This is a genomic window from Sulfurospirillum sp. HTRB-L1 (assembly GCF_059415125.1).
On record NZ_JCAHZR010000003.1, the window covers coordinates 64,660 to 82,757 of the forward strand.

Here is an 18,098-nt window from a genome sequence, read left to right on the forward strand (position 1 = left end):
TAATCTCCCATGCCCGTGTTAAAATCCCTACCGATAGTAGAGTAGTTCACTTTATTTTACCAATACGGGAGCACACATGCCACAAGAAAAAACCCAAGAAATGCAACTCAAGCTCATCGCCATGGGCTTAGTGATTGGCCTTATTGGCTACGGAATCGGCCTTTTGGTGTTTAATGAAAACCAAGCAAGACTCATCGGGCTCATCGCTTTTTTAGTCACCATGTGGACCAACGAAGGCCTTCCTGTAGGGGTTGTCTCTCTTTTGCCTATCGTGCTTTTTCCTTCTCTTGGTATCATCAGCATCACCATGACCGCCCCCAATTACTCCAATCCTATCATCTACCTCTTTTTGGGCGGATTTATTTTGGCCGTAGCGACAGAAAAGATTCATTTGCACGAGTTTATCTCCTCTAAAATTCTCAATGTCTTCCCCTCAACCCCACGGGGCATCATCTTTTCCCTCGCCACCACAGCGGCGATTTTAAGCTCCTTTCTCTCCAACACCACTGCTGCATTGTTGCTCATCCCTATTGCCTCTTTTTTAACCTCCGAGATGCAACTCAAAATCCGCTTCATCCTCGCCATCGCTTATGGCGCAAGCATTGGGGGCATCATCACGCCTATTGGAACCCCGCCTAATATGATTTTGCTAGGCTTCATGCAAAAAGAAGGGATGGAGCTCATCCCCTTTGTTAAGTGGATTATGCTTACCCTTCCCTTGGCTTCCATGATGCTCGTCGCTTCATGTTTCGTGCTTACCTTTGGCTTGAAATTTACCCAAAACGTGCGGGAAATCGACAACAGCAAAACCATCAGCAAAGACCAAAAGCGTTTATTGTGGATTTTGGGAGGTTTGATTGCTTTGTTATTTGTCAACTCGCCCATTAAGCCTTACTACAATGGCCTTGGGATTAATGAGAGCGTCATTTTACTGGGCTTTGGTCTTGTGATGTTTTTCCCTAAGATTGGCTTTTTGAAGTGGGAAGACAGTAAAAAAGTGCCTTATGAGATTATGTTTTTATTTGGCGCGGGCTTTTCCATTGCGCGGGCATTTTCTGACACGGGACTTGCCACAGCCATCGCAAGCTACTTGATGGCGATTTCCGACTTTTCGCCCTTCATGCTCATCTTGTGCGTCGCCGCGCTCATTACCTTTACTACCGAAATCACAAGCAATACCGCGCTCATTTCCATCGCCTTGCCTATCATTTTTGCCCTTGGAAAAATGGCCAATATTCAGATTGAACTGTTGATGATGGTAGCTACCATTTGCGCAAGCTACGCCTTCATGCTCCCCATCGCCACCCCGCCTAATGCCGTTGCGATGAGTACGGGCGTGGTCAACACCTTTACGATGATGCGCTTTGGCCTTGTTCTAAACCTTTTGGCCATCGGCTTGACGACCTTTATTGCGCTAAGTTACTGGCAGTATTTCCTCTAAACGCCTGAGTGAGGTTAAAGCACAACTCACTCACCATAAAAAGCTCCCACAAGGGGATGATTTCTAAAAATTCCATCCCCTCTTCAAGGGCTTCAAAATTGACGCTACATGTAAAGCCATACCCCTCATAAGGCGGGGAGATTTCAGGTAAATCGTACGCATACACAAAGGTAAAGCACACATCAGGATTGCGTCCCATGCGGCGGATGCGCTTAAGGGTGCCTTCGTAATCTTTGGCATTCAAAGCGATTTCGGCGTGGATGTTATGGGAAAGCACGTTGCGTACAAAGGAGAGAAGGTCGAAAAAATCTTCGTACCGCGGGCCCAAACGGGCGTGTAAAAAATCAGAAAAAGACGAATCAAACCGCAACGCTTCAACCATTGCCATGCAAATGCCACGAAAAGCATTAAATGCCACAAAATAATCAAACAAGCTCACTTCGCCACTGTTTTCTTTGGCATCCTCTAATACCGCTTTGGTAAATTTTGGATGAAAATGGTACGTGTGAATGTTGTCGCACACCAAAGAAACTTCAAAAAGCGTCTCATCAAACTGAGCGGTCTTGGCAAGCTTGCCAAAAAATTGCCCCGCATGCAAAAAATAGAAATTTTGCTCCACAAGCAACAAGGCATCTTCTAAAAGTTGTGCCGCCCTCACACGCGCTCCCAACGCACATGCATCTCTTGATACGCAGCACTGCGACCCTCTTCGCTCTCAAAAGAAGGAGTAATCGCATTGGCATTGGCGGCTCCTGAGTAAAGCAAAAAAGTATCTTCACGCAACCTAGCATCGTTTTTTACCGTATACACACAGGTGCCATAGCGGCTTGAAAGACGAACCTCTTCCCCCTCACTCAAGCCCAATGCTGGCGGTACATGTAAAGCATGGTGGGGCGAAAATTGGGAGTTGAGCGCACGGGGCCACTTGGCAAAAATCAACCACATCCCCTCCCCCTCCAAAGCATCATCAAACTCTTCTAAAAAGAAAAATTTTCCACTTGGGGTGTAAAAGGTCTCTTCGTAAGGCCACGTCTCATAAAGGCGGTTTTGCCATCGTCCCTCTTTCTCCACGCCGCCTGAAGCTAAAAAATCTTCAAGGTAAGCATCTTCGGACTTGAGCGCCTCGTACCCAAAGGCTTCCATCAACGCGGCGCAAAAGGCGTACTCGCTCAGGGCGTTTTCATTTTCCACTATTTTTGGCATACGGCCTAAAAAATGGTGCCCGTAGCTTGCTTTGAGGTCATCTTTTTCCAAAAAGCTTTTCGCTGGCAAGACAATGTGAGCAAGGTCTGAGGTGGCATTTTCATGAAGCCCAAGGTAAATCACGCAAGGGGTACGCCCCAAACGCTCCCGTACTAGAGCAGATGCGGGCATCTGTGAGGCAGGGTTTCCTCCTTGCACTACCACCACATCATAAGCAGAAAAATCCACATTCACCAAGGAAGCTTCCTTGGAAGTGACTTTAAAAGGAGAAGTAAACCCTGCACCGCTATCGCTTAAGTACCCTACCCCGCTTCCTCGCGTTCCTAGCCACCCCATCATGGCCGCAAACGAGTCGATGGCGCGTAGTACCACATGAGCATGGGCATAGCGTTGCACTCCTGTGCCCACCAAAAAGGCAACTTTCTTGCCTTTCATGAGGTTTAACATGTGGGCAACATCTTCCAAGGAAAGGCCGCAGTGTTGTGCTAGAGTCCGAATAGGCGTCCATAAAAACAACTCTTTAAACTCCCCAAACCCTTCCGTGCGCGCCTCGATAAACGCCGTATCTTCAAGCTGTTCCATGTAAGCAATGCGCGCTAAAAGCAAGGCCAGATACACATCCCCGCGAGGACGAATAGCCAGATGCAACTGCGCATTGGGCATAATAGCAGCAGGGTCGATGACAATCACCGTTTTGCCCTTAAGGGAAGGGAGCATGTGCGTGTTGGTTACGGTAGGGTTTCTTCCCCACAGCACCACCACTTCGGCTTCTTTTACATGTAAGGGAGAGAGTGTTAGGTTAAGGCCGCGCCCTTGTTCTATGCCAAAAGCACCGCCCTCATCGCACAAGCTTCCCTTAGCAATCACGGCACCGTGCTTGGCAAAAAAGAGTTTGGTGACCCCTTGCATGAGGCCTAGGTTGCCACTTCCTTTGTAAAAAAGGATTTTATCAGGAGGGGTTTGTTTGAGCGTAGCAATGGTTGTTTTAAGGGCAGTCGCAAGAGGCACTTCCTTGCCCTCCACCCGCGCTTTTTCAAGGCGTGGATGGTCAAACCAACGGTTTAGATGGGGACACAAGTACCCTTGCGTGATAGGATGATTTTTTTCTGCGCGCAGGGGTTTTCCCGCGTCGTACTCGACACTGCACCCATCAAAACAATCCAGTGGACAGGTGGTGCGTTTCACCTACTTAAACTCCACCTTCACAAGGCGCGAAAATAGCGTGGGAGAGGGGATGATGATTTCTGCTTTATAGGATGAAATGTTTTGTGCGTCGGCTACAGGCCAAAGCTTGTCCAGTTTTATCTGTGTCGCCACATCGTCAAGGTAAATGGTTTTTTCGCCAACCGTTTGGGCGTCGTTGGCATTGAGAAACAAGGTGAGTTTCCCGTGGCGCACATCGTGGGTTTCCACCAGTGTTGTTCCCACACTCACGTAGTCGCGTGCGTTTACATGTAAGGCATACACAAGCATATTGTCAACCACGATACGTTTTTTGGCAATGGTATCTTCCAAGCTTTCAATTTTAAACCGCAACTCCACAATCTGACTCTCAAGGTTGTGCAAGGTGGAGCGGGTAGAGATAGCTTGGTTTTGAGCGGTGACCAAGGCAATGTACTCGGCTTCTTTGGCGGATTGCGCCTTGGTTTTTAAATCTTTAACGCGCGCGTATTGGTCTTCTTTGACAGCGGCAATGGCTTCAAGGTTTTGCAAACTCTCACGGGTTGCTTCTTGCATCCCACGAAGGGCCACAAGTTTTTGACGTGAACGTTCTAGCTCTACCTTATCCAAGGCATCATCTAGTTGCACCACCACCAAATTTGAAGCCACCATACCTTCTTGGTCTCGGGCAATGTGACTCACAGTCCCGCTTGTACTTGCTTTGATTGTATACACTTCAACGGGTTCAACTTTTGCATAATACACAGAAGCGTAAAGCTGTAAAGCGGTAAAAACTAGAACGCTAAGGGCTCTCACACAACTCTCCTTTGATGGTCATTCAAAATTTCATGGTATTATAGCCAAGCAATGTTAATGTCACGTTATGCACACATAAGGAAAACAGATGAAAATAGCCATCGTTGGAGCAGGAGGAATCGGCGGGTATATTGGGGCAAAACTCATCCATGCCAAGGAGGCGGACGTAACCGTCGTTGCACGGGGAAAGCACTTAGAAGCAATCCAAAACCACGGGCTTTTAGTACACGACGAAGAACACGAATTTCGCGTCCTAGGAGACAATTTCACCCAAACTCCCCTGCAGTTTGCTCCCTTTGATGTGGTCATTTTTTGCACCAAATCCTATGATTTAAAAGAAGCTGCATGGCACATGGTGCCGTGTGTGGACGAAAACACCCTTTTGTTTGCCCTGTGCAATGGCCTAGGACACGCGACGACCTTGGCGCAGGTTTTTCCCCATAACCCCATCGCCTCGGCGTGCCTTTATATCCTCTCCAACCTGCAAGCACCCGGCGTCATTAAAAAATACGGGGGCGTATTTTTACTCATAGCTGGCCAAGAAGACACACCCCATCCTTACTTATACCAGCTTGCCATGGCTTTTAACAATGCCGATATGCCCTTTAAAATTAGCGAAGATATTGGTCTTGCGTGTTGGAAAAAATACCTTTTTATCAGTGTTTTTGGCACCCTTACTGCTTTTTATGACAAACCCATTGGCTGGCTCATGAAAGAACAAAGCGAACAAGTGCGTGCGCTTTTAACCGAGGTGGTTGCCATCGCCAATACGCAAGGTGTTGCCCTCAATGAAACCCACATCGCCCAAGCATACGAACAAGCCCAAACCAAGGTTCCCTATGGTGCCACCACCTCTTTGCAACTAGACATTCGCACAGGCAACCCTAGCGAACTTGAGGCCCTCACAGGCTACCTTGTCACCAAAGCGCGCGATTGCGCCCTTAGCACACCCACCCTTATTTCACTTTACACGGGATTATTACAAAAAACCAAAGGAATCCTTGGTTAAAATGGCGCCCACTATCATAAGGAATTCTTAATGCATTTAAAATACAAAGTGGTTAGCACGATTTGTTTGCTACTGATCTCTGTCTCCCTTGGTTCCTCTTTGTTAAACTACTACCACTCCCTTCAAAGCAGTGACATGGAGCTCAAAGAACGCTCACTTCCTCTTTCTATCGACAATATTTACACCGAGATTCAAAAACATTTCATTCAACCTACCCTGGTCTCTTCCATGATGGCGCACGACACCTTTGTAAAAGAGTGGTTAAGACGCGGCGAGCAAAACCCCGAAAAAATCTACGAATACCTCGACACCTTTAAAGAAAAATACAATATGTTTACCACCTTTTTGGTCTCTGATTTTACAAGAAACTACTACCACCCCACGGGCATTATCGATGTGGTTTCTCCTTCTAATCCTGCCAACGCGTGGTATTTTGATTTTAAAAAATTGCCCGAAGAGTATGAGATTAACCTTGATTTCAACGAACACCTCAGCCATGGCCTTATTATGTTCATCAACTACAAAATCCTCGACGAGGAAGGTGCATTCATGGGGGCAACTGGCATTGGCATTAACGTCTCTTATGTCCATGAAATGCTCAAATATTTTCGTGAAACTTACAAATTTAACGTCTTTTTTACCAATGCAGCAGGAGAGATTTTACTGATTGAAGAGGGGGTCAAGGCCGCGGATTCCTTGGTTGCCATCGAAGGGTTAGCTTCCCTTTCCCGCGAAGCGTTAAAAAACGAATCCGTACAGTTTGAATACCAATCGGGCAAAAATCATTTTATTGTCAACTCAAAATACATCCCCGAACTCAATCTTTTTTTATTTGTTGAAGCCAATACCTCAGACTTTACAGGTGAACTCAAAAAAAACTTTTTAGGCAACTTGCTTCTTTCTCTCTTGGTCACAGGCATTGTGGCTGCCATCATTGTCTTTACCATCAACACGTACCAAAAACAGCTCGAATCCCTTGCGGCCAAAGACCCCCTCACAGGGCTTTACAACCGCCGTACCTTTGACAACCACTTTCACACACTCGCCACCTTGCATCGCCGCACTAAAGCACCCTTGAGTGCTATTTTGTTTGACATTGATGATTTTAAACGCATCAACGACACCCTAGGACACCTCGCAGGAGATACTGTCTTGGAGCAAGTGGCACTTTGCGCCAAAACAACCGTTCGAGATTCGGACATCCTTGCCCGTTGGGGCGGAGAAGAATTTGCCCTCTTGCTCCCCAACACCACCAAAGAAGAAGCCTTCCAAGTGGGTGAAAAACTTCGTCATGCCCTCCTCTCCCACGCTCCCATCAACACCCTCATCAAAGGCACCCTAACCATCAGCCTTGGGGTGAGTGCCTTTCACGAGGACGACACCCTAAATTCTCTTTTTAACCGCGTCGATGAAGCGATGCTTCGCGCCAAAAACAATGGGAAAAATCAAACGGTTTTCGCCCTATAGCGTCCAAGATATTTTACTTGGACGCACTTTCAGGGTTTACATGTAAGGCTATTTTTCGCCACTTAACCTCTTCGCCTTAACAAAAATTTAAATTTATAATCACTCAAAATTTTTATGTAATCTCAGTTATTTTCATCTCCTTTTAAGCTCATTTTTCTTATAGTTCGAGAATGATTATCAAAAGCGATACTGAAGAAAAGAGGTTAACATGTGTTTAGATGAACTTGCCAGTGGAACCCTTTGTAGAATCGTCAAGATTCACGCCAACAACGCACTCAAATACAAACTCTTAGACATGGGCTTTGTGTTGGGTGCACACGTGAGTGTCGTACGTGAAGCCCCCTTATACGATCCCATGGAATTAAAAATCCATAACTACCTACTCTCTTTGCGCAAAAGTGAAGCAAAACTAGTAGAAGTAGAACTTGTATGATTAAAGTCGCCCTCGCAGGTCAGCCAAATTGTGGCAAATCGACCATTTTTAACCTTATCAGTGGCCTCAAGCAACACATCGCCAACTACCCCGGTGTCACGGTTGAGAAGAAATCTGGCACCTTTTCCCATCAGGGCCAAACCATCGAAGTCGTCGACCTTCCTGGCACGTACTCTTTTAGCTCTTACTCCCTTGAAGAGCGCGTGGCTAAAGAGTTTATCTTAAACGAAAACCCTGATATTATCGTCAATATCGTCGATGCTTCCAACATCAAGCGCAACCTCTACCTTACCTTTCAGCTCCTAGAAATCGGGAAACCGGTGGTGGTAGTGCTCAACATGATGGACGTAGCAGAACGCCGTGGAATGGAAATCGATGTTCAAAAAATAGCGCGAATGCTCTCATGTCCTGTTATTCCCGCGAGTGGTTCCAAGGGCGAGGGAAAAGAAGCCATCATCGACGCTATCATTCAAGCCCAAACCACCCCATACAATGAATTTAAAATCAACTACGAAGAACTTGAACCCTTTATCCAAGAAACCGAAGCCTTATTGCCAACAGATGCCCTGCAAGCCTCTCGCCGTTGGCTTGCCATCAAGGCCCTTGAGGGCGACAGTGTTATTTTAGAAAAGCTTCCCAAGACAACCCTTGCCATTCGTGAAAAATGTTTAGATTTTCACCGCCAATACGACAAAGATGTGGAGAGTTTTTTAGCCGCCATTCGCTATGACTCGGCCGATGTCATCTACCATCAAAGTGTCGTCGAAAAACAACAAGGCAAAAAAACCGCCACAGATATTGCGGATAGCATCATCCTCAACCGTTGGCTCTCTTTTCCCATCTTGTTTTTAATCATCTTCTTGATTTACCAATCCTCCATCGTTTATGGCTACAAACTCACCGACTACACGTGGCCCCTTTTAGCCGCTTTTAAAAACTTCATCATCAGCATTTCCCCCGAAGCGGACTTTACACAAGTGCCCATAATCACGGATTTTGCTATTTGGATGGTCAACAGCGCCAATGCACTATTAAACTACATCCCTATTTTCCTCATCCTCTTTGCCCTCATCGCTATTTTAGAAGACGTGGGCTACATGCCACGCATGGCGTTTATCTTAGACCGCATTTTTAAAAAATTTGGCCTCCATGGCCAATCCACCCTTCCTCTTGTATTAGGCGGTGCCTTTGTAGGCGGGTGCGCGGTCCCTGGTGTCATGGCGACCAAGGGCATTGCCGATGAGCGGGCGCGCATGGCGACCATTTTGGCGGTGCCGTACATGAACTGCCTCGCAAAGGTGCCTTTTTACACCCTACTTTTAGGGGCATTTTTTGAAGCACAAATGGCACTGATGATGTTTTTTATCTCTACCGTGACCCTTTTTGTTGCCCTCATTGTTGCCAAACTTTTAACAACAACCGTTTTAAAAACACGGGAAACGTCCCCCTTTGTTATGGAGCTCCCCCCCTACCATCTTCCCACCATCAAAGGGGTCATTTTTAGAGCCTTTGAACGGGTATGGATGTACATCAAAAAAGTAGGAACAATCGTTCTTGCCGTAGCCATTGTCTTATTTGTCATGCTAGAGCTTCCTGGCCTTAGCAAAGAACAAAAAGCGAGCTACGACGCGCGAAGCGAAGCCTTGCTTACCTCTTTTTACGCTCAAACCGCTAAAACTTCTTACGCCAAAGAGTTAAGCACGCGTGAGAGTGTTTCGGGGCTGTTAAACACCTATGATGACTACCGCGCCAGACGCATGTCCGCAAGTCCTGCGCAAGCGGGAAGTATTGATGAAGCCTTTGAAGCAAAGGCACCCTTTTACATGACCTTTATCAAGCCTCCTGAAGGTGACGCAGAAGCACGCACCATCAACCGCCATTTGCGCAACCTCTCCCGTGACCGACGGGGCATTTTGCAAGAGATGAAAAACGACAAGGTTGCCAGTTCACTCCTTGGCTTCATCGGCCGATCTTTGGAGCCCATCACACAATTTGCGGGTTTTGATTGGAAAATCAACGTGGCCTTTTTAAGCTCTTTTGCCGCCCGTGAATCCGCGGTAGCAACACTGGGCAGCATCTATGAAAGCAACGCGGCAGATAACTTAAGAGCGGAAGAAGCCATGGCACAAAACAGCGGCTACACCCCCTTGCATGCCGCAGCTATTATTATTTTCATGCTCTTAACACCCCCTTGTATCGCCACGATGATTGTGGTGAAACTCCAAACGGGAAGCTACAAATGGATGCTTTTTGCCATCTTTTTCCCCATTACACTGGGACTTTTGGCCTCATCACTCATCTTTACCCTTGGCACAGGGTTTGGTTGGAGTGGCCTAGAGGCCTTTGCGCTCTTTTATGGTGTAGTTATTGCCCTAACGCTTCTGATGGGAAGTTTGCCGCAAAAACGCATCAATTGGAGTGGTGGTTTTCGTTTTAATAAATCTTAACTAAAGGAGAGAAAATGAAGAAAATTGTTTTTGCAAGTTTACTTGCAGCAGGTTCACTGTTTGCGCATTCGGCGCTTATGAGTTGTTTTGACAACGGGGATGGCACTATTACGTGCGAAGGCGGCTTTAGCGATGGAAGCAGTGCAAGCGGGGTTGGTTTTTTTGTTAAACAAGGGGGCAATACCCTTGAAAGTGGCAAGATGGACCAACACAGTGAGTTTACGTTTAAAAAGCCCGCGGGCGATTACCAAGCTATCTTTGATGCAGGCGAAGGCCACCAAGTCGTCATTCAAGGCAAAGATATCATTCAGTAACGGCATTGGCGCTCTTGTTGTTTGATTTTACAAGAGGTCTATTGTTTTTCATTGAGAAAGATTATTATTACACTTACATTAAGGAGTTCGCATGAGAAAGAAGTTTTTAGGTTCACTGGTTGCAGCAGGCGTTTTAGCTACAGGTGCGATGGCGCATTTTCAAATGCTTTACACACCAGAAAGCGCTCTTGAAAAACCTACAAATATCGAACTACGCCACGTGTTTAACCATCCTTTTGCCGATGAACACACCATGGATATTGCAGGGATTGAATCTTTTATTGTGATTAACCGTGAGCAAGAAAAAAACCTACTCGACACCCTTAAGCCTATCGAGTTCAAAGGTAATGCCAACAGTGGTAAAGCGTACGCTTCTACATACCAAGCCAGACGCATGGGCGACCACGTGTTTATCATCACGCCAACACCTTACTATGAAAAAAACGAAGATGGCTACATTCAACAAATCACTAAAATGATGGTCAATGTGGCAGGTGCACCAAGCGATTGGGACACGACGTTTAACCTCAAAGCCGAAATCGTACCGTTGACAAAACCTTATGCCATTTGGGCAGGTGGCACTTTCACGGGCATCGTCATGACCGAAGGTGAGCCTGTACCCTTTGCAGAAATCGAAGTCGAATACCTCAACCACGATGTTGATCTTAAAACAAACTCCATGGGCAAACCCCACGTGGAAGCCCCGCAAGATGCCTTTGTTACTATGACCATTAAAGCCAACAAAGACGGCGAATTTACCTTTGGCATTCCTAAAGCGGGATGGTGGGGATTTGCAGCCCTAGGTGTTGGTCCGGATGATGAATATAAGGGCAAAGAACTTAGCCAAGATGCCGTCATTTGGGTTCAAGCCAAAGAAATGAAATAAGGATTGATGATGCACAAAAAACTTAGTCTCATCGCCGCCACCCTTTTGGTGGCAGGCTCTTTACACGCAGATGCTTTTGACATCGAAGACATGCTCAAAAGCGGTAGTTTCTCAGGAGACTTTGTCCTTTATGGCCAAAAGCTAAACTATAAAAACGCCCCCAACGAGAGCTACACCATGGGTTCTGTGGGCCTAGAGTACCAAAGTGAAAATTATAAAGGCTTTGAGATTGGCCTTGGTTTTCGTGCCAATGGTAAGATGAGCGAAAAAAATGACGGTTACAACAACGACGGACAACCTAGTGCGCTACTTCATACTGCCACTATCTCTTATGTGCATGAACTTTTTGCCTTACATGTAGGACGTCAAGCTATTGATTTGGTTTGGGTTTCAGACTACCATGAATCGGTCGTTGCACAGTATTTTGGGTTGCCAGATACAGTTGCTACCCTTGCTTACAGCCAAAAATATGCCGTTGCCGATGTGGATGGGCCACTGGAAAAATTTGAACGCTTTAATGAAAAAAAAGGCGGTTGGGTACTAGATGTGGTATATGAAGGAATTGAGCATGTTGCCCTTAACCCTTACTATTATTATGGCAAAAACGTTGCGAAGTGGTATGGTTTAAAAGCGGATGCGGACTTTGATGCTTTTGGTGCCACCTTGCACGGCGCAAAAAGTCATGAGGAAGCAGGAAGCAATGGGTACTTTTGGCACGGGGAAGCCAGAGCTAGCGTTTATGATTTAGGATTAAGTGCGGGTTACATGCGTGCAGGTAAAAAAGCAGGTGTTGGCAGTATGGAGACCCTTGGTGAAAATGTCAATCCTTTTGAAGAGGGCAACTTGGTCTTTGGTGAAAATGCCAAAACCTACTACGCTGCCCTTGAGTACGCGTACCAAGATTTTGCTTTTGGTGCCATCTATGGCCGAACCAAAGCAGCCAATGAAAAACAAAAAGAGTTAAACCTCACCGCAGGCTACTCGTACAACGATGCGTTAAGCTTTGAAGCAATCTTTGCAGACATCAACAGCAACGATAACGACGAGGATTATCGTAAGTTTTCCCTTAACGCTACCTACGCGTTTTGATCTTTACATGTAAGGGCTTTGGCCCTTACATTCATTGGAGCTTTATGAGCTATGTTCATCCTTTTTCCCCTTCTTGCACCTTCACAGCTTCCATGGCAAAAGAAGTCTTGATTTTAGGAAGTTATGGGGTCGAGTACCAACCCATAGTGCATTTAAAAAGTGGTACGGTTTTAGGTTATGAGGCATTGTCGCGTTTTGTGTATCAAGGAAGGGTGATTCCTCCCAATGTGTTCTTTGATGCCTTGCACGAAGACCGCGCCTTATTTTGCAAAGCAGAAGCGACGCTCAAAGCGTTTCAGTTTGCCCATCGCCCCAGTGAGGGGACGTTGTATGTTAACATCGACCCGCATATTTTAGAGGACAAACACGCCTCCAAGGCGGTGCTTGCATGCCTTAATCGGCACAGTGATTTTGTGGTGGAGTTGGTTGAAAATTCTTACACCACCTTACATGCCAAAGAGATCTTTGATGTTTTTTTGAGCCAAAATTACACCCTAGCGGTGGATGATTTTCTTCAAGAAAACAGCATGCTTTCGCTGTATTTGCTCAAAGCCTGCCACGTTCTCAAACTTGACCGTGGCATCATCCAAGAGTTGCGTTACGATAATGCTTTCTCAAGCGTTATCCAAGGGCTCATCGCCTTTGCCCACGCCAAAGGCAAAACGGTCATCTTTGAAGGGGTTGAAACCGAAGAAGATTTGCGTTTTGCCGAAGTTCTTTCGTGCGATAGCGTCCAAGGGTTTTTATTTCAACCGTTGTTTATCACACACTTTAATGCCTACTAAGGAGATTTTATGGAAACCGTTATTTTAATCCTCATTGCCCTTGGGGCCGGAGCGTACATTTACTATTCACTGTTTAAGAAAAAAGGCTGCAATTGCAGCGGTGGCGAGTCATGTGCAAGTAAAAAACCAAAGCAACCATGACCCCCATTATTGAGATTCGTCATCTTTGCCACGCCTATGGCAAAAAAGAGATTTACCGCGATCTTAACCTTACTATTGAAGCGGGATCTGTTTTTGGCATTTTAGGAAAAAATGGCGTGGGCAAATCAACCCTCATCAACATCCTCATGGGCTACACCCTCCCAAGTCAGGGCGAATGCATGATTTTTGGGGAACCCACCCATGCGCTCTCCCCTGCAACAAAGCGCAAGATTGCCTTGTTGCACGAAGGCTTCGTGGCCTATGATTTTTTTACCGTAGGCCAAGTCGAAGCCTTCCTTCGTGCCTTTTACCCCGCGTGGAAACGCGACTATTTTTATGACCTTGTGCGCCTTGCAGGCCTTGAAGACACGCAGCGCCTCTCCACTCTCTCTTTTGGGCAAAAATCCCAAGTTGTACTGGGTGCTTTGTTTGCCCAAGATGCGCAGCTGCTCATTTTGGATGATTATTCCATGGGGCTGGATTTGGGCTACCGACGGCTTTTTATTGACTACCTCAAAGACCACGTCAGGAGCACGCAAAAAACAGTCCTCATGACTTCTCATGTGATGGGGGAATTAGTAGGGCTTATTGATGAGATGCTTATTGTCCAAAAAGGAGGCCATATCTACCGCAACACCATGGAAACCTTTTTGGAAAGCTTTCATTGCTACGCCTTCAAAGAAACGGACGCCATTGATTCCATCGCCGTCCATCGCATCGAAATCCACGGCACAACGCGTAAACTTTTTACCTTTGACACCGTAGAACACCTCCCCCAAATTCCATGCGATTTTGAAGAAAAATTTCTAGGCTTTGTAGGAAAATACGAATGATACGCGCCATTTTTACCAAAGAGTGGACCAAGCTCAAACCCTTGGTGCCCCTATGCCTCATCATCCTTCTTGGGGCTACTTTTGCCCTGTGGCACCATGTGCGCTACTTGTTCATCAGCGTTGAGCCCGAATCCATGGCATGGTATCGCTTCTCTTTTTTGGGAGAAAAACCTTATTCCTCTTTATTGTGGCTCTATTTTCTTGTTGGCGGCTTAGTGGCGATGGTGCAGTTTTTACCCGAACGCCTTCACGGTCGCATGAAACTTCTTGCCCACCTTCCCTTGCGCCCTTTTTCCCTTTTGGCCTTACACCTTGGCATGGGCGTGGCATTTTTAGGGAGCTTTGCCCTGCTTCTTAGCGGTGCTTTGTACGCCCTCATGGGGCACTATTATCCCGCACCTGTGGGAATTATTGTCTTAAAAGACAGTTTCTTTTTTGCATTAGCTAGCCTCCTTATTTACAGTGGCCTAAGCGCTGCCATCCTTGAAAAATCCCCAAAGCGCGCCCTTTTTAAGCTCACCCTCACCCTTGCGATTGGCTGGATTTATGCCCAACCTCCCTTTGGTTGGGAGGATTTGGGCTGGATGGGCGTAGGGTTTTTCTTGATGGTTCTTGCGGGCGAGAGCTTTTTGCGCATCAAAGACATACCCCTGCGCTCTCCTGCCTTTTTTGGGTTAGCATTTTTGGCCCTTGGGTTTGCAAGCATCAAAGGTGTGGGGTTTTTCTTAGCCCACTACACCACACCCCTGACCCATTATTATCTTTTTTATTCCCCTATTGCGAACACCTTTGTCTACCAACGTAATTTTGGCGGACACCAGTTTGAATACGGCACCAAAGAAGGGGAAACCTTTGACCGCCTTACCTACGAAGGGTTGTTGCCTTTTGTATATTGGCGCAATTTCGAGATCCAAGGAAAGCTGCCCATAACACTAGAAGGCACCGTGTTTGAGGCGGAAGAAATCAAAGAGAGTCGCCTTAGTTTTGCCTACGCACCCAGTGCGTTGCGCCCTAAAGAAATAGCCTTACTTCCCCTTATTAACCCCAAAGCCAACACAAGCATGATTCCTTTTCCTGAGGAAGTTTTGTATGTCCAAAACGATGGCATCGTGGTGTACGGCGAAGACGCGCGTTTAGACACCGCACTTTCCCAAGAGATTGCCCAGCTTACAAAAAAGGCGGGGGTTCGCTTTCCACTGCGCCATGTTTGGGGGAAGCACACCAACCTAAAACCCCATGACTTTGGGATGTTTTTGATGGACAGTAAGGGGGCATTGTTCAACCTCAAACGCTACGATGACATCACCTCCTTTGAGCCTATTCAAACACCTCAGGGACTTGAGCTTGTTTACATGTACCCCAGCGAAAACCGCGCCAATCATTTGGCAGGATATGCCATTGATACCACAGGGAAAATGCATATTCTTTTAAGGGAAAACTGGGAATTTGTTCCCCTTGCTTTGCCAGATTTTGATTACACTTCTATGCAATTTCAATTTATCCAAGACCCGCTCCACTACCTTGCGCGCTATGACGATGGCACGCGGTACTACGGGGTGCTTTTTTCAAAAGAACTTACCCTCCTTGATGCTGTCTCTTTTTCATCTCGTTCCAAAGGTTCTTTATGAAGCCAACGACACTTGAGGGCAAAAAAGCCTTTGATGCGTTCTACCAACGTTTTTTAGCCATGACAAAAGAGCAAGGGCATTATGAATCTGCCCACCGAGAGGCGGTTTTAAAGGTGTTGTTTTTTAGCGCTTCTCACCTAAGTGCCGAAGAGATTGCTTTGCGGGTGCGCAAAGAGTCAAAAATCTCTCTTCCTACAGTGTACAATACCCTCTCTTTTCTAGAAGAACTTGGCATGATTCATGTCTTTATTTATCCTCCCTACACCCTCAAAACCTACCGATTGATGCTAGAATACCACGACCAACTCGTCTGCATCAAATGCGGGAAAGTTGTCACGTTTTACGACAAAGAACTCGAAAAGCGCGAACGGCTCATCCTCGAAAACCACGCGTTTACTGGCATCAACCAAACCATCATCTTGTATGGCATCTGTGACACCTGCGGGGGCCAGGCTGTTTAAAGTGAGGTTATTCCCCTGAAAAGCGGGCCAGTTGATAACAACAATCAGTAAACTTTAAGTTTTTTTTAAATCCAAGAAGACTAGGATTGCACCATTACATGTAAGGAAATAGTGTTGAAAATTTGTGCAGAAGAAATTGTTAAGATGGTTTCGTATTTTTCCATCATCCACCACATCAAAGGCCGCGTTCGCTTACGTGTAAACCCAAAGATTAAAGAACACGGCAAAGAGTGGAAGATTGAAGATATTGAACGGTTGGCCCAAAAGATTACAGGTATCCATCGCATCAAAATCAATAAAATTGTTGCTTCCATCACTATTGAATACGACGAAGCCATTCTTCCCATGGAACTTTGGAAAGATTTAACCCAAGGAACCAATACCCAAGAGGTCACCAAGCGCATCAATGCCGCTTACAAGGAGATACAACAGTGAAAAAAGCCAAAAAACCTTTTCTCAAGTACGTAGACCCCACCCTTAAGCTCTCTCCCTTGCACCAAGCCTTGCACATCGCATTGCGCGATGCGTATTATGGCTTTGCCCTGCACAAAAAGGCCGTTGAGACCTTTGGGTTTGTTGCCCCTTTTGCAACGGTACTTGAAGCCAAACAGCAACACATCACAGAACTTACCTCTTTGCTAGTGCGCTACGAAATTCCCTTGCCCGTCAACGACGAAGCGGCGTGCATCACCCCTCCCATGGGACTTTTAGAAGCCTATGAGCTCGGTGTTGCCTTTGAGATTGAAACCATGCAGCGCATCACCCACCTTCTTCCTCACGTTGCCACTTACGCTGACGTGCAAGAGATGCTTTTTCGCCTCCAAGCAGCGTCTTACAACACGTTTTTGCCCACCTTTCGTACCCATGTTGTCCAACAAGCCAACACCACCCCCGTAGCCACAGGGCTCTCCCAAGAAGAGATGATGGCCAAGGTTGAAGAGTGGCGCAATGTTGCCCAACGCATCGCCGCAGGAGACACCAACGCGCTAGGAGAGATGTTTCAAACCATGAATATCTCCTTTGTAGGAGGCATACTCTTAGGTGGTGTTGCCGCTTCACTTTTAAGTCAAATAAATACCCCCAAAGAACCTGAAGAACCCGAGTCGCTCTAAGTAGCCCACCGCGCACTGTCCCTGTGCACATTTACCCATCAAAGGAGAACGTATGGCACTACCATTTTTAGCAGGCATCGCCATTGGAAGTTTAGTTGTTGTTGCTTATAACAACAAATCTGTGCTTAAAGAAAAGCTCACCCAAGGGGCCCAAAAGGCCAAAGAAGTAGCCCAGTGTGGCATCGAAAAAGCCAAAGAGGTGGCACAAGATACCCAAGCGTGCCTTGCCAAAAAAGAACCCTGTTCCCCAACTAAAGAAAAAACCCCATCTTCGAAGGAAAAAGCATGATTGATACAGGCACACCACGAAGTGTTTTAGGACACGTTGTTAGCGGCACCATTGCTTCTGCGGCTATTGCGGGAGGGATGCAGTACAACCAAGTGCAAAAAGGCACCCTTGATAAAAAAGCGGCCATCCGCACTACCATCAAACTCTCTTTACAAGGGGGCGTTGCCACGGGTGCAGCCATCGCAGCAGCAAACCATTTAGGAAAAAGTAATTTTTTTGGGGTACTAAGCGCACTTAGCATCGGTGTAGCAGGCGTGTATGCCATCGAAAAAATCAACGACTACGTGCAAGAAAAAGCTCCCCTCGAATCACTAGAAGTATAATATAAAAGGAAAACCCATGGACAATCCCTACATCAAAACACCCCCTGCCATCGCCGAAAGCCTTAGCAATTTCAACACCAATGACTTCCTCAAAGGTGCCCTCATTGGCGCAGTAGCGACTTATTTGCTTACTAACGAAAACGCCCAAAAAGCTATCTTTAAAACCATCGCCAAAGGCACCCAACTGTTTCAAACAGGCATAGAAGAGATGAAAGAGCGCATGGAGGATGCTAAAGCAGAAATGGAAGCCCAAGGATAGC

Annotated in this window: 21 protein-coding genes; 18 read left to right on the forward strand and 3 right to left on the reverse strand. The window is 46.5% G+C overall.

The window, feature by feature from the left end; genetic code table 11:
• The first annotated feature begins 76 nt into the window (after positions 1-76).
• Positions 77-1,441, forward strand: coding sequence for an SLC13 family permease (locus AC5SLM_RS05940; protein ID WP_495250016.1), 1,365 nt, complete (start codon positions 77-79; stop codon positions 1,439-1,441).
• Here AC5SLM_RS05940 and AC5SLM_RS05945 read toward each other — a convergent pair.
• The 3 genes from AC5SLM_RS05945 to AC5SLM_RS05955 are packed head-to-tail and all read right to left on the reverse strand — an operon-like array spanning position 1,407 to position 4,621.
• Positions 1,407-2,099, reverse strand: coding sequence for a hypothetical protein (locus AC5SLM_RS05945; protein ID WP_495250017.1), 693 nt, complete (start codon positions 2,097-2,099; stop codon positions 1,407-1,409). The genes AC5SLM_RS05940 and AC5SLM_RS05945 overlap by 35 nt on opposite strands.
• Positions 2,096-3,829, reverse strand: coding sequence for a molybdopterin-containing oxidoreductase family protein (locus AC5SLM_RS05950; protein WP_495250018.1), 1,734 nt, complete (start codon positions 3,827-3,829; stop codon positions 2,096-2,098). The genes AC5SLM_RS05945 and AC5SLM_RS05950 overlap by 4 nt, the downstream gene beginning before the upstream one ends.
• A complete protein-coding gene (locus tag AC5SLM_RS05955; RefSeq protein WP_495250019.1) occupies positions 3,830-4,621 on the reverse strand; it encodes an efflux RND transporter periplasmic adaptor subunit in 792 nt (263 codons plus the stop codon).
• Positions 4,622-4,709: 88 nt separating this feature from the next.
• Here AC5SLM_RS05955 and AC5SLM_RS05960 point away from each other — a divergent pair, with 88 nt between their 5' ends.
• The 17 genes from AC5SLM_RS05960 to AC5SLM_RS06040 all read left to right on the forward strand — a co-directional run bounded on the left by AC5SLM_RS05960 (position 4,710) and on the right by AC5SLM_RS06040 (position 18,097).
• On the forward strand, positions 4,710-5,630 hold the full coding sequence (locus AC5SLM_RS05960) for a ketopantoate reductase family protein (RefSeq protein WP_495250020.1): 921 nt from the start codon (positions 4,710-4,712) through the stop codon (positions 5,628-5,630).
• Positions 5,631-5,660: 30 nt separating this feature from the next.
• Entirely contained in the window at positions 5,661-7,097 is a 1,437-nt protein-coding gene (locus tag AC5SLM_RS05965; protein ID WP_495250021.1) for a GGDEF domain-containing protein, read from the forward strand.
• 208 nt (positions 7,098-7,305) lie between these two features.
• The gene (locus AC5SLM_RS05970; protein ID WP_495250022.1) at positions 7,306-7,530 is read left to right on the forward strand and encodes a FeoA family protein; all 225 of its coding nucleotides are present in this window, start codon (positions 7,306-7,308) and stop codon (positions 7,528-7,530) included.
• Positions 7,527-9,977, forward strand: a complete 2,451-nt coding sequence (gene feoB, locus AC5SLM_RS05975) for a ferrous iron transport protein B (protein ID WP_495250023.1) — start codon at positions 7,527-7,529, stop codon at positions 9,975-9,977. The genes AC5SLM_RS05970 and feoB overlap by 4 nt, the downstream gene beginning before the upstream one ends.
• Positions 9,978-9,991: 14 nt before the next feature.
• On the forward strand, positions 9,992-10,291 hold the full coding sequence (locus tag AC5SLM_RS05980) for a hypothetical protein (protein ID WP_495250024.1): 300 nt from the start codon (positions 9,992-9,994) through the stop codon (positions 10,289-10,291).
• Between the two features lie 91 nt (positions 10,292-10,382).
• Positions 10,383-11,177: a DUF4198 domain-containing protein gene (locus AC5SLM_RS05985; RefSeq protein WP_495250025.1), complete on the forward strand. Its 795-nt coding sequence runs from the start codon at positions 10,383-10,385 to the stop codon at positions 11,175-11,177.
• Between the two features lie 9 nt (positions 11,178-11,186).
• Complete coding sequence (locus tag AC5SLM_RS05990) at positions 11,187-12,266, forward strand: Opr family porin (RefSeq protein WP_495250026.1); 1,080 nt, start codon at positions 11,187-11,189, stop codon at positions 12,264-12,266.
• Between the two features lie 44 nt (positions 12,267-12,310).
• The gene (locus tag AC5SLM_RS05995) at positions 12,311-13,051 is read left to right on the forward strand and encodes an EAL domain-containing protein (protein ID WP_495250027.1); all 741 of its coding nucleotides are present in this window, start codon (positions 12,311-12,313) and stop codon (positions 13,049-13,051) included.
• 9 nt (positions 13,052-13,060) lie between these two features.
• Positions 13,061-13,192 (forward strand): hypothetical protein, encoded by a 132-nt coding sequence (locus tag AC5SLM_RS06000; RefSeq protein ID WP_495250028.1) that lies wholly within the window; start codon positions 13,061-13,063, stop codon positions 13,190-13,192.
• Complete coding sequence (locus tag AC5SLM_RS06005) at positions 13,189-14,025, forward strand: ABC transporter ATP-binding protein (RefSeq protein WP_495250029.1); 837 nt, start codon at positions 13,189-13,191, stop codon at positions 14,023-14,025. Before AC5SLM_RS06000 ends, AC5SLM_RS06005 begins: the two co-directional genes overlap by 4 nt.
• Positions 14,022-15,653, forward strand: a complete 1,632-nt coding sequence (locus AC5SLM_RS06010) for a DUF4857 domain-containing protein (RefSeq protein WP_495250030.1) — start codon at positions 14,022-14,024, stop codon at positions 15,651-15,653. Before AC5SLM_RS06005 ends, AC5SLM_RS06010 begins: the two co-directional genes overlap by 4 nt.
• A complete protein-coding gene (locus AC5SLM_RS06015) occupies positions 15,650-16,114 on the forward strand; it encodes a Fur family transcriptional regulator (protein WP_495250031.1) in 465 nt (154 codons plus the stop codon). Before AC5SLM_RS06010 ends, AC5SLM_RS06015 begins: the two co-directional genes overlap by 4 nt.
• Before the next feature lie 114 nt (positions 16,115-16,228).
• A complete protein-coding gene (locus tag AC5SLM_RS06020; protein WP_495250032.1) occupies positions 16,229-16,549 on the forward strand; it encodes an HMA2 domain-containing protein in 321 nt (106 codons plus the stop codon).
• Positions 16,546-17,226, forward strand: a complete 681-nt coding sequence (locus tag AC5SLM_RS06025; protein WP_495250033.1) for a ferritin family protein — start codon at positions 16,546-16,548, stop codon at positions 17,224-17,226. Before AC5SLM_RS06020 ends, AC5SLM_RS06025 begins: the two co-directional genes overlap by 4 nt.
• 52 nt (positions 17,227-17,278) lie before the next feature.
• Positions 17,279-17,515 carry a hypothetical protein gene (locus AC5SLM_RS06030; RefSeq protein ID WP_495250034.1) on the forward strand — a complete coding sequence of 79 codons (237 nt, stop codon included), beginning with the start codon at positions 17,279-17,281 and terminating at the stop codon, positions 17,513-17,515.
• On the forward strand, positions 17,512-17,838 hold the full coding sequence (locus AC5SLM_RS06035; RefSeq protein WP_495250035.1) for a magnetosome protein MamC family protein: 327 nt from the start codon (positions 17,512-17,514) through the stop codon (positions 17,836-17,838). Before AC5SLM_RS06030 ends, AC5SLM_RS06035 begins: the two co-directional genes overlap by 4 nt.
• A 16-nt stretch (positions 17,839-17,854) precedes the next feature.
• Complete coding sequence (locus AC5SLM_RS06040; protein WP_495250036.1) at positions 17,855-18,097, forward strand: YtxH domain-containing protein; 243 nt, start codon at positions 17,855-17,857, stop codon at positions 18,095-18,097.
• Position 18,098 lies beyond the last annotated feature (1 nt).

What these genes read in the sequence shown, in the direction of transcription:
- AC5SLM_RS06035 (WP_495250035.1), top strand. Translation starts at nt 17,512, where the DNA reads ATGATTGATACAGGCACACCACGAAGTGTTTTAGGACACGTTGTTAGC.
- AC5SLM_RS05985 (WP_495250025.1), top strand. Translation starts at nt 10,383, where the DNA reads ATGAGAAAGAAGTTTTTAGGTTCACTGGTTGCAGCAGGCGTTTTAGCT.
- AC5SLM_RS06010 (WP_495250030.1), top strand. Translation starts at nt 14,022, where the DNA reads ATGATACGCGCCATTTTTACCAAAGAGTGGACCAAGCTCAAACCCTTG.
- AC5SLM_RS06040 (WP_495250036.1), top strand. Translation starts at nt 17,855, where the DNA reads ATGGACAATCCCTACATCAAAACACCCCCTGCCATCGCCGAAAGCCTT.
- AC5SLM_RS05980 (WP_495250024.1), top strand. Translation starts at nt 9,992, where the DNA reads ATGAAGAAAATTGTTTTTGCAAGTTTACTTGCAGCAGGTTCACTGTTT.
- AC5SLM_RS05990 (WP_495250026.1), top strand. Translation starts at nt 11,187, where the DNA reads ATGCACAAAAAACTTAGTCTCATCGCCGCCACCCTTTTGGTGGCAGGC.
- feoB (WP_495250023.1), top strand. Translation starts at nt 7,527, where the DNA reads ATGATTAAAGTCGCCCTCGCAGGTCAGCCAAATTGTGGCAAATCGACC.
- AC5SLM_RS06005 (WP_495250029.1), top strand. Translation starts at nt 13,189, where the DNA reads ATGACCCCCATTATTGAGATTCGTCATCTTTGCCACGCCTATGGCAAA.
- AC5SLM_RS06030 (WP_495250034.1), top strand. Translation starts at nt 17,279, where the DNA reads ATGGCACTACCATTTTTAGCAGGCATCGCCATTGGAAGTTTAGTTGTT.
- AC5SLM_RS06015 (WP_495250031.1), top strand. Translation starts at nt 15,650, where the DNA reads ATGAAGCCAACGACACTTGAGGGCAAAAAAGCCTTTGATGCGTTCTAC.
- AC5SLM_RS05940 (WP_495250016.1), top strand. Translation starts at nt 77, where the DNA reads ATGCCACAAGAAAAAACCCAAGAAATGCAACTCAAGCTCATCGCCATG.
- AC5SLM_RS05965 (WP_495250021.1), top strand. Translation starts at nt 5,661, where the DNA reads ATGCATTTAAAATACAAAGTGGTTAGCACGATTTGTTTGCTACTGATC.
- AC5SLM_RS05970 (WP_495250022.1), top strand. Translation starts at nt 7,306, where the DNA reads ATGTGTTTAGATGAACTTGCCAGTGGAACCCTTTGTAGAATCGTCAAG.
- AC5SLM_RS06000 (WP_495250028.1), top strand. Translation starts at nt 13,061, where the DNA reads ATGGAAACCGTTATTTTAATCCTCATTGCCCTTGGGGCCGGAGCGTAC.
- AC5SLM_RS05995 (WP_495250027.1), top strand. Translation starts at nt 12,311, where the DNA reads ATGAGCTATGTTCATCCTTTTTCCCCTTCTTGCACCTTCACAGCTTCC.
- AC5SLM_RS05960 (WP_495250020.1), top strand. Translation starts at nt 4,710, where the DNA reads ATGAAAATAGCCATCGTTGGAGCAGGAGGAATCGGCGGGTATATTGGG.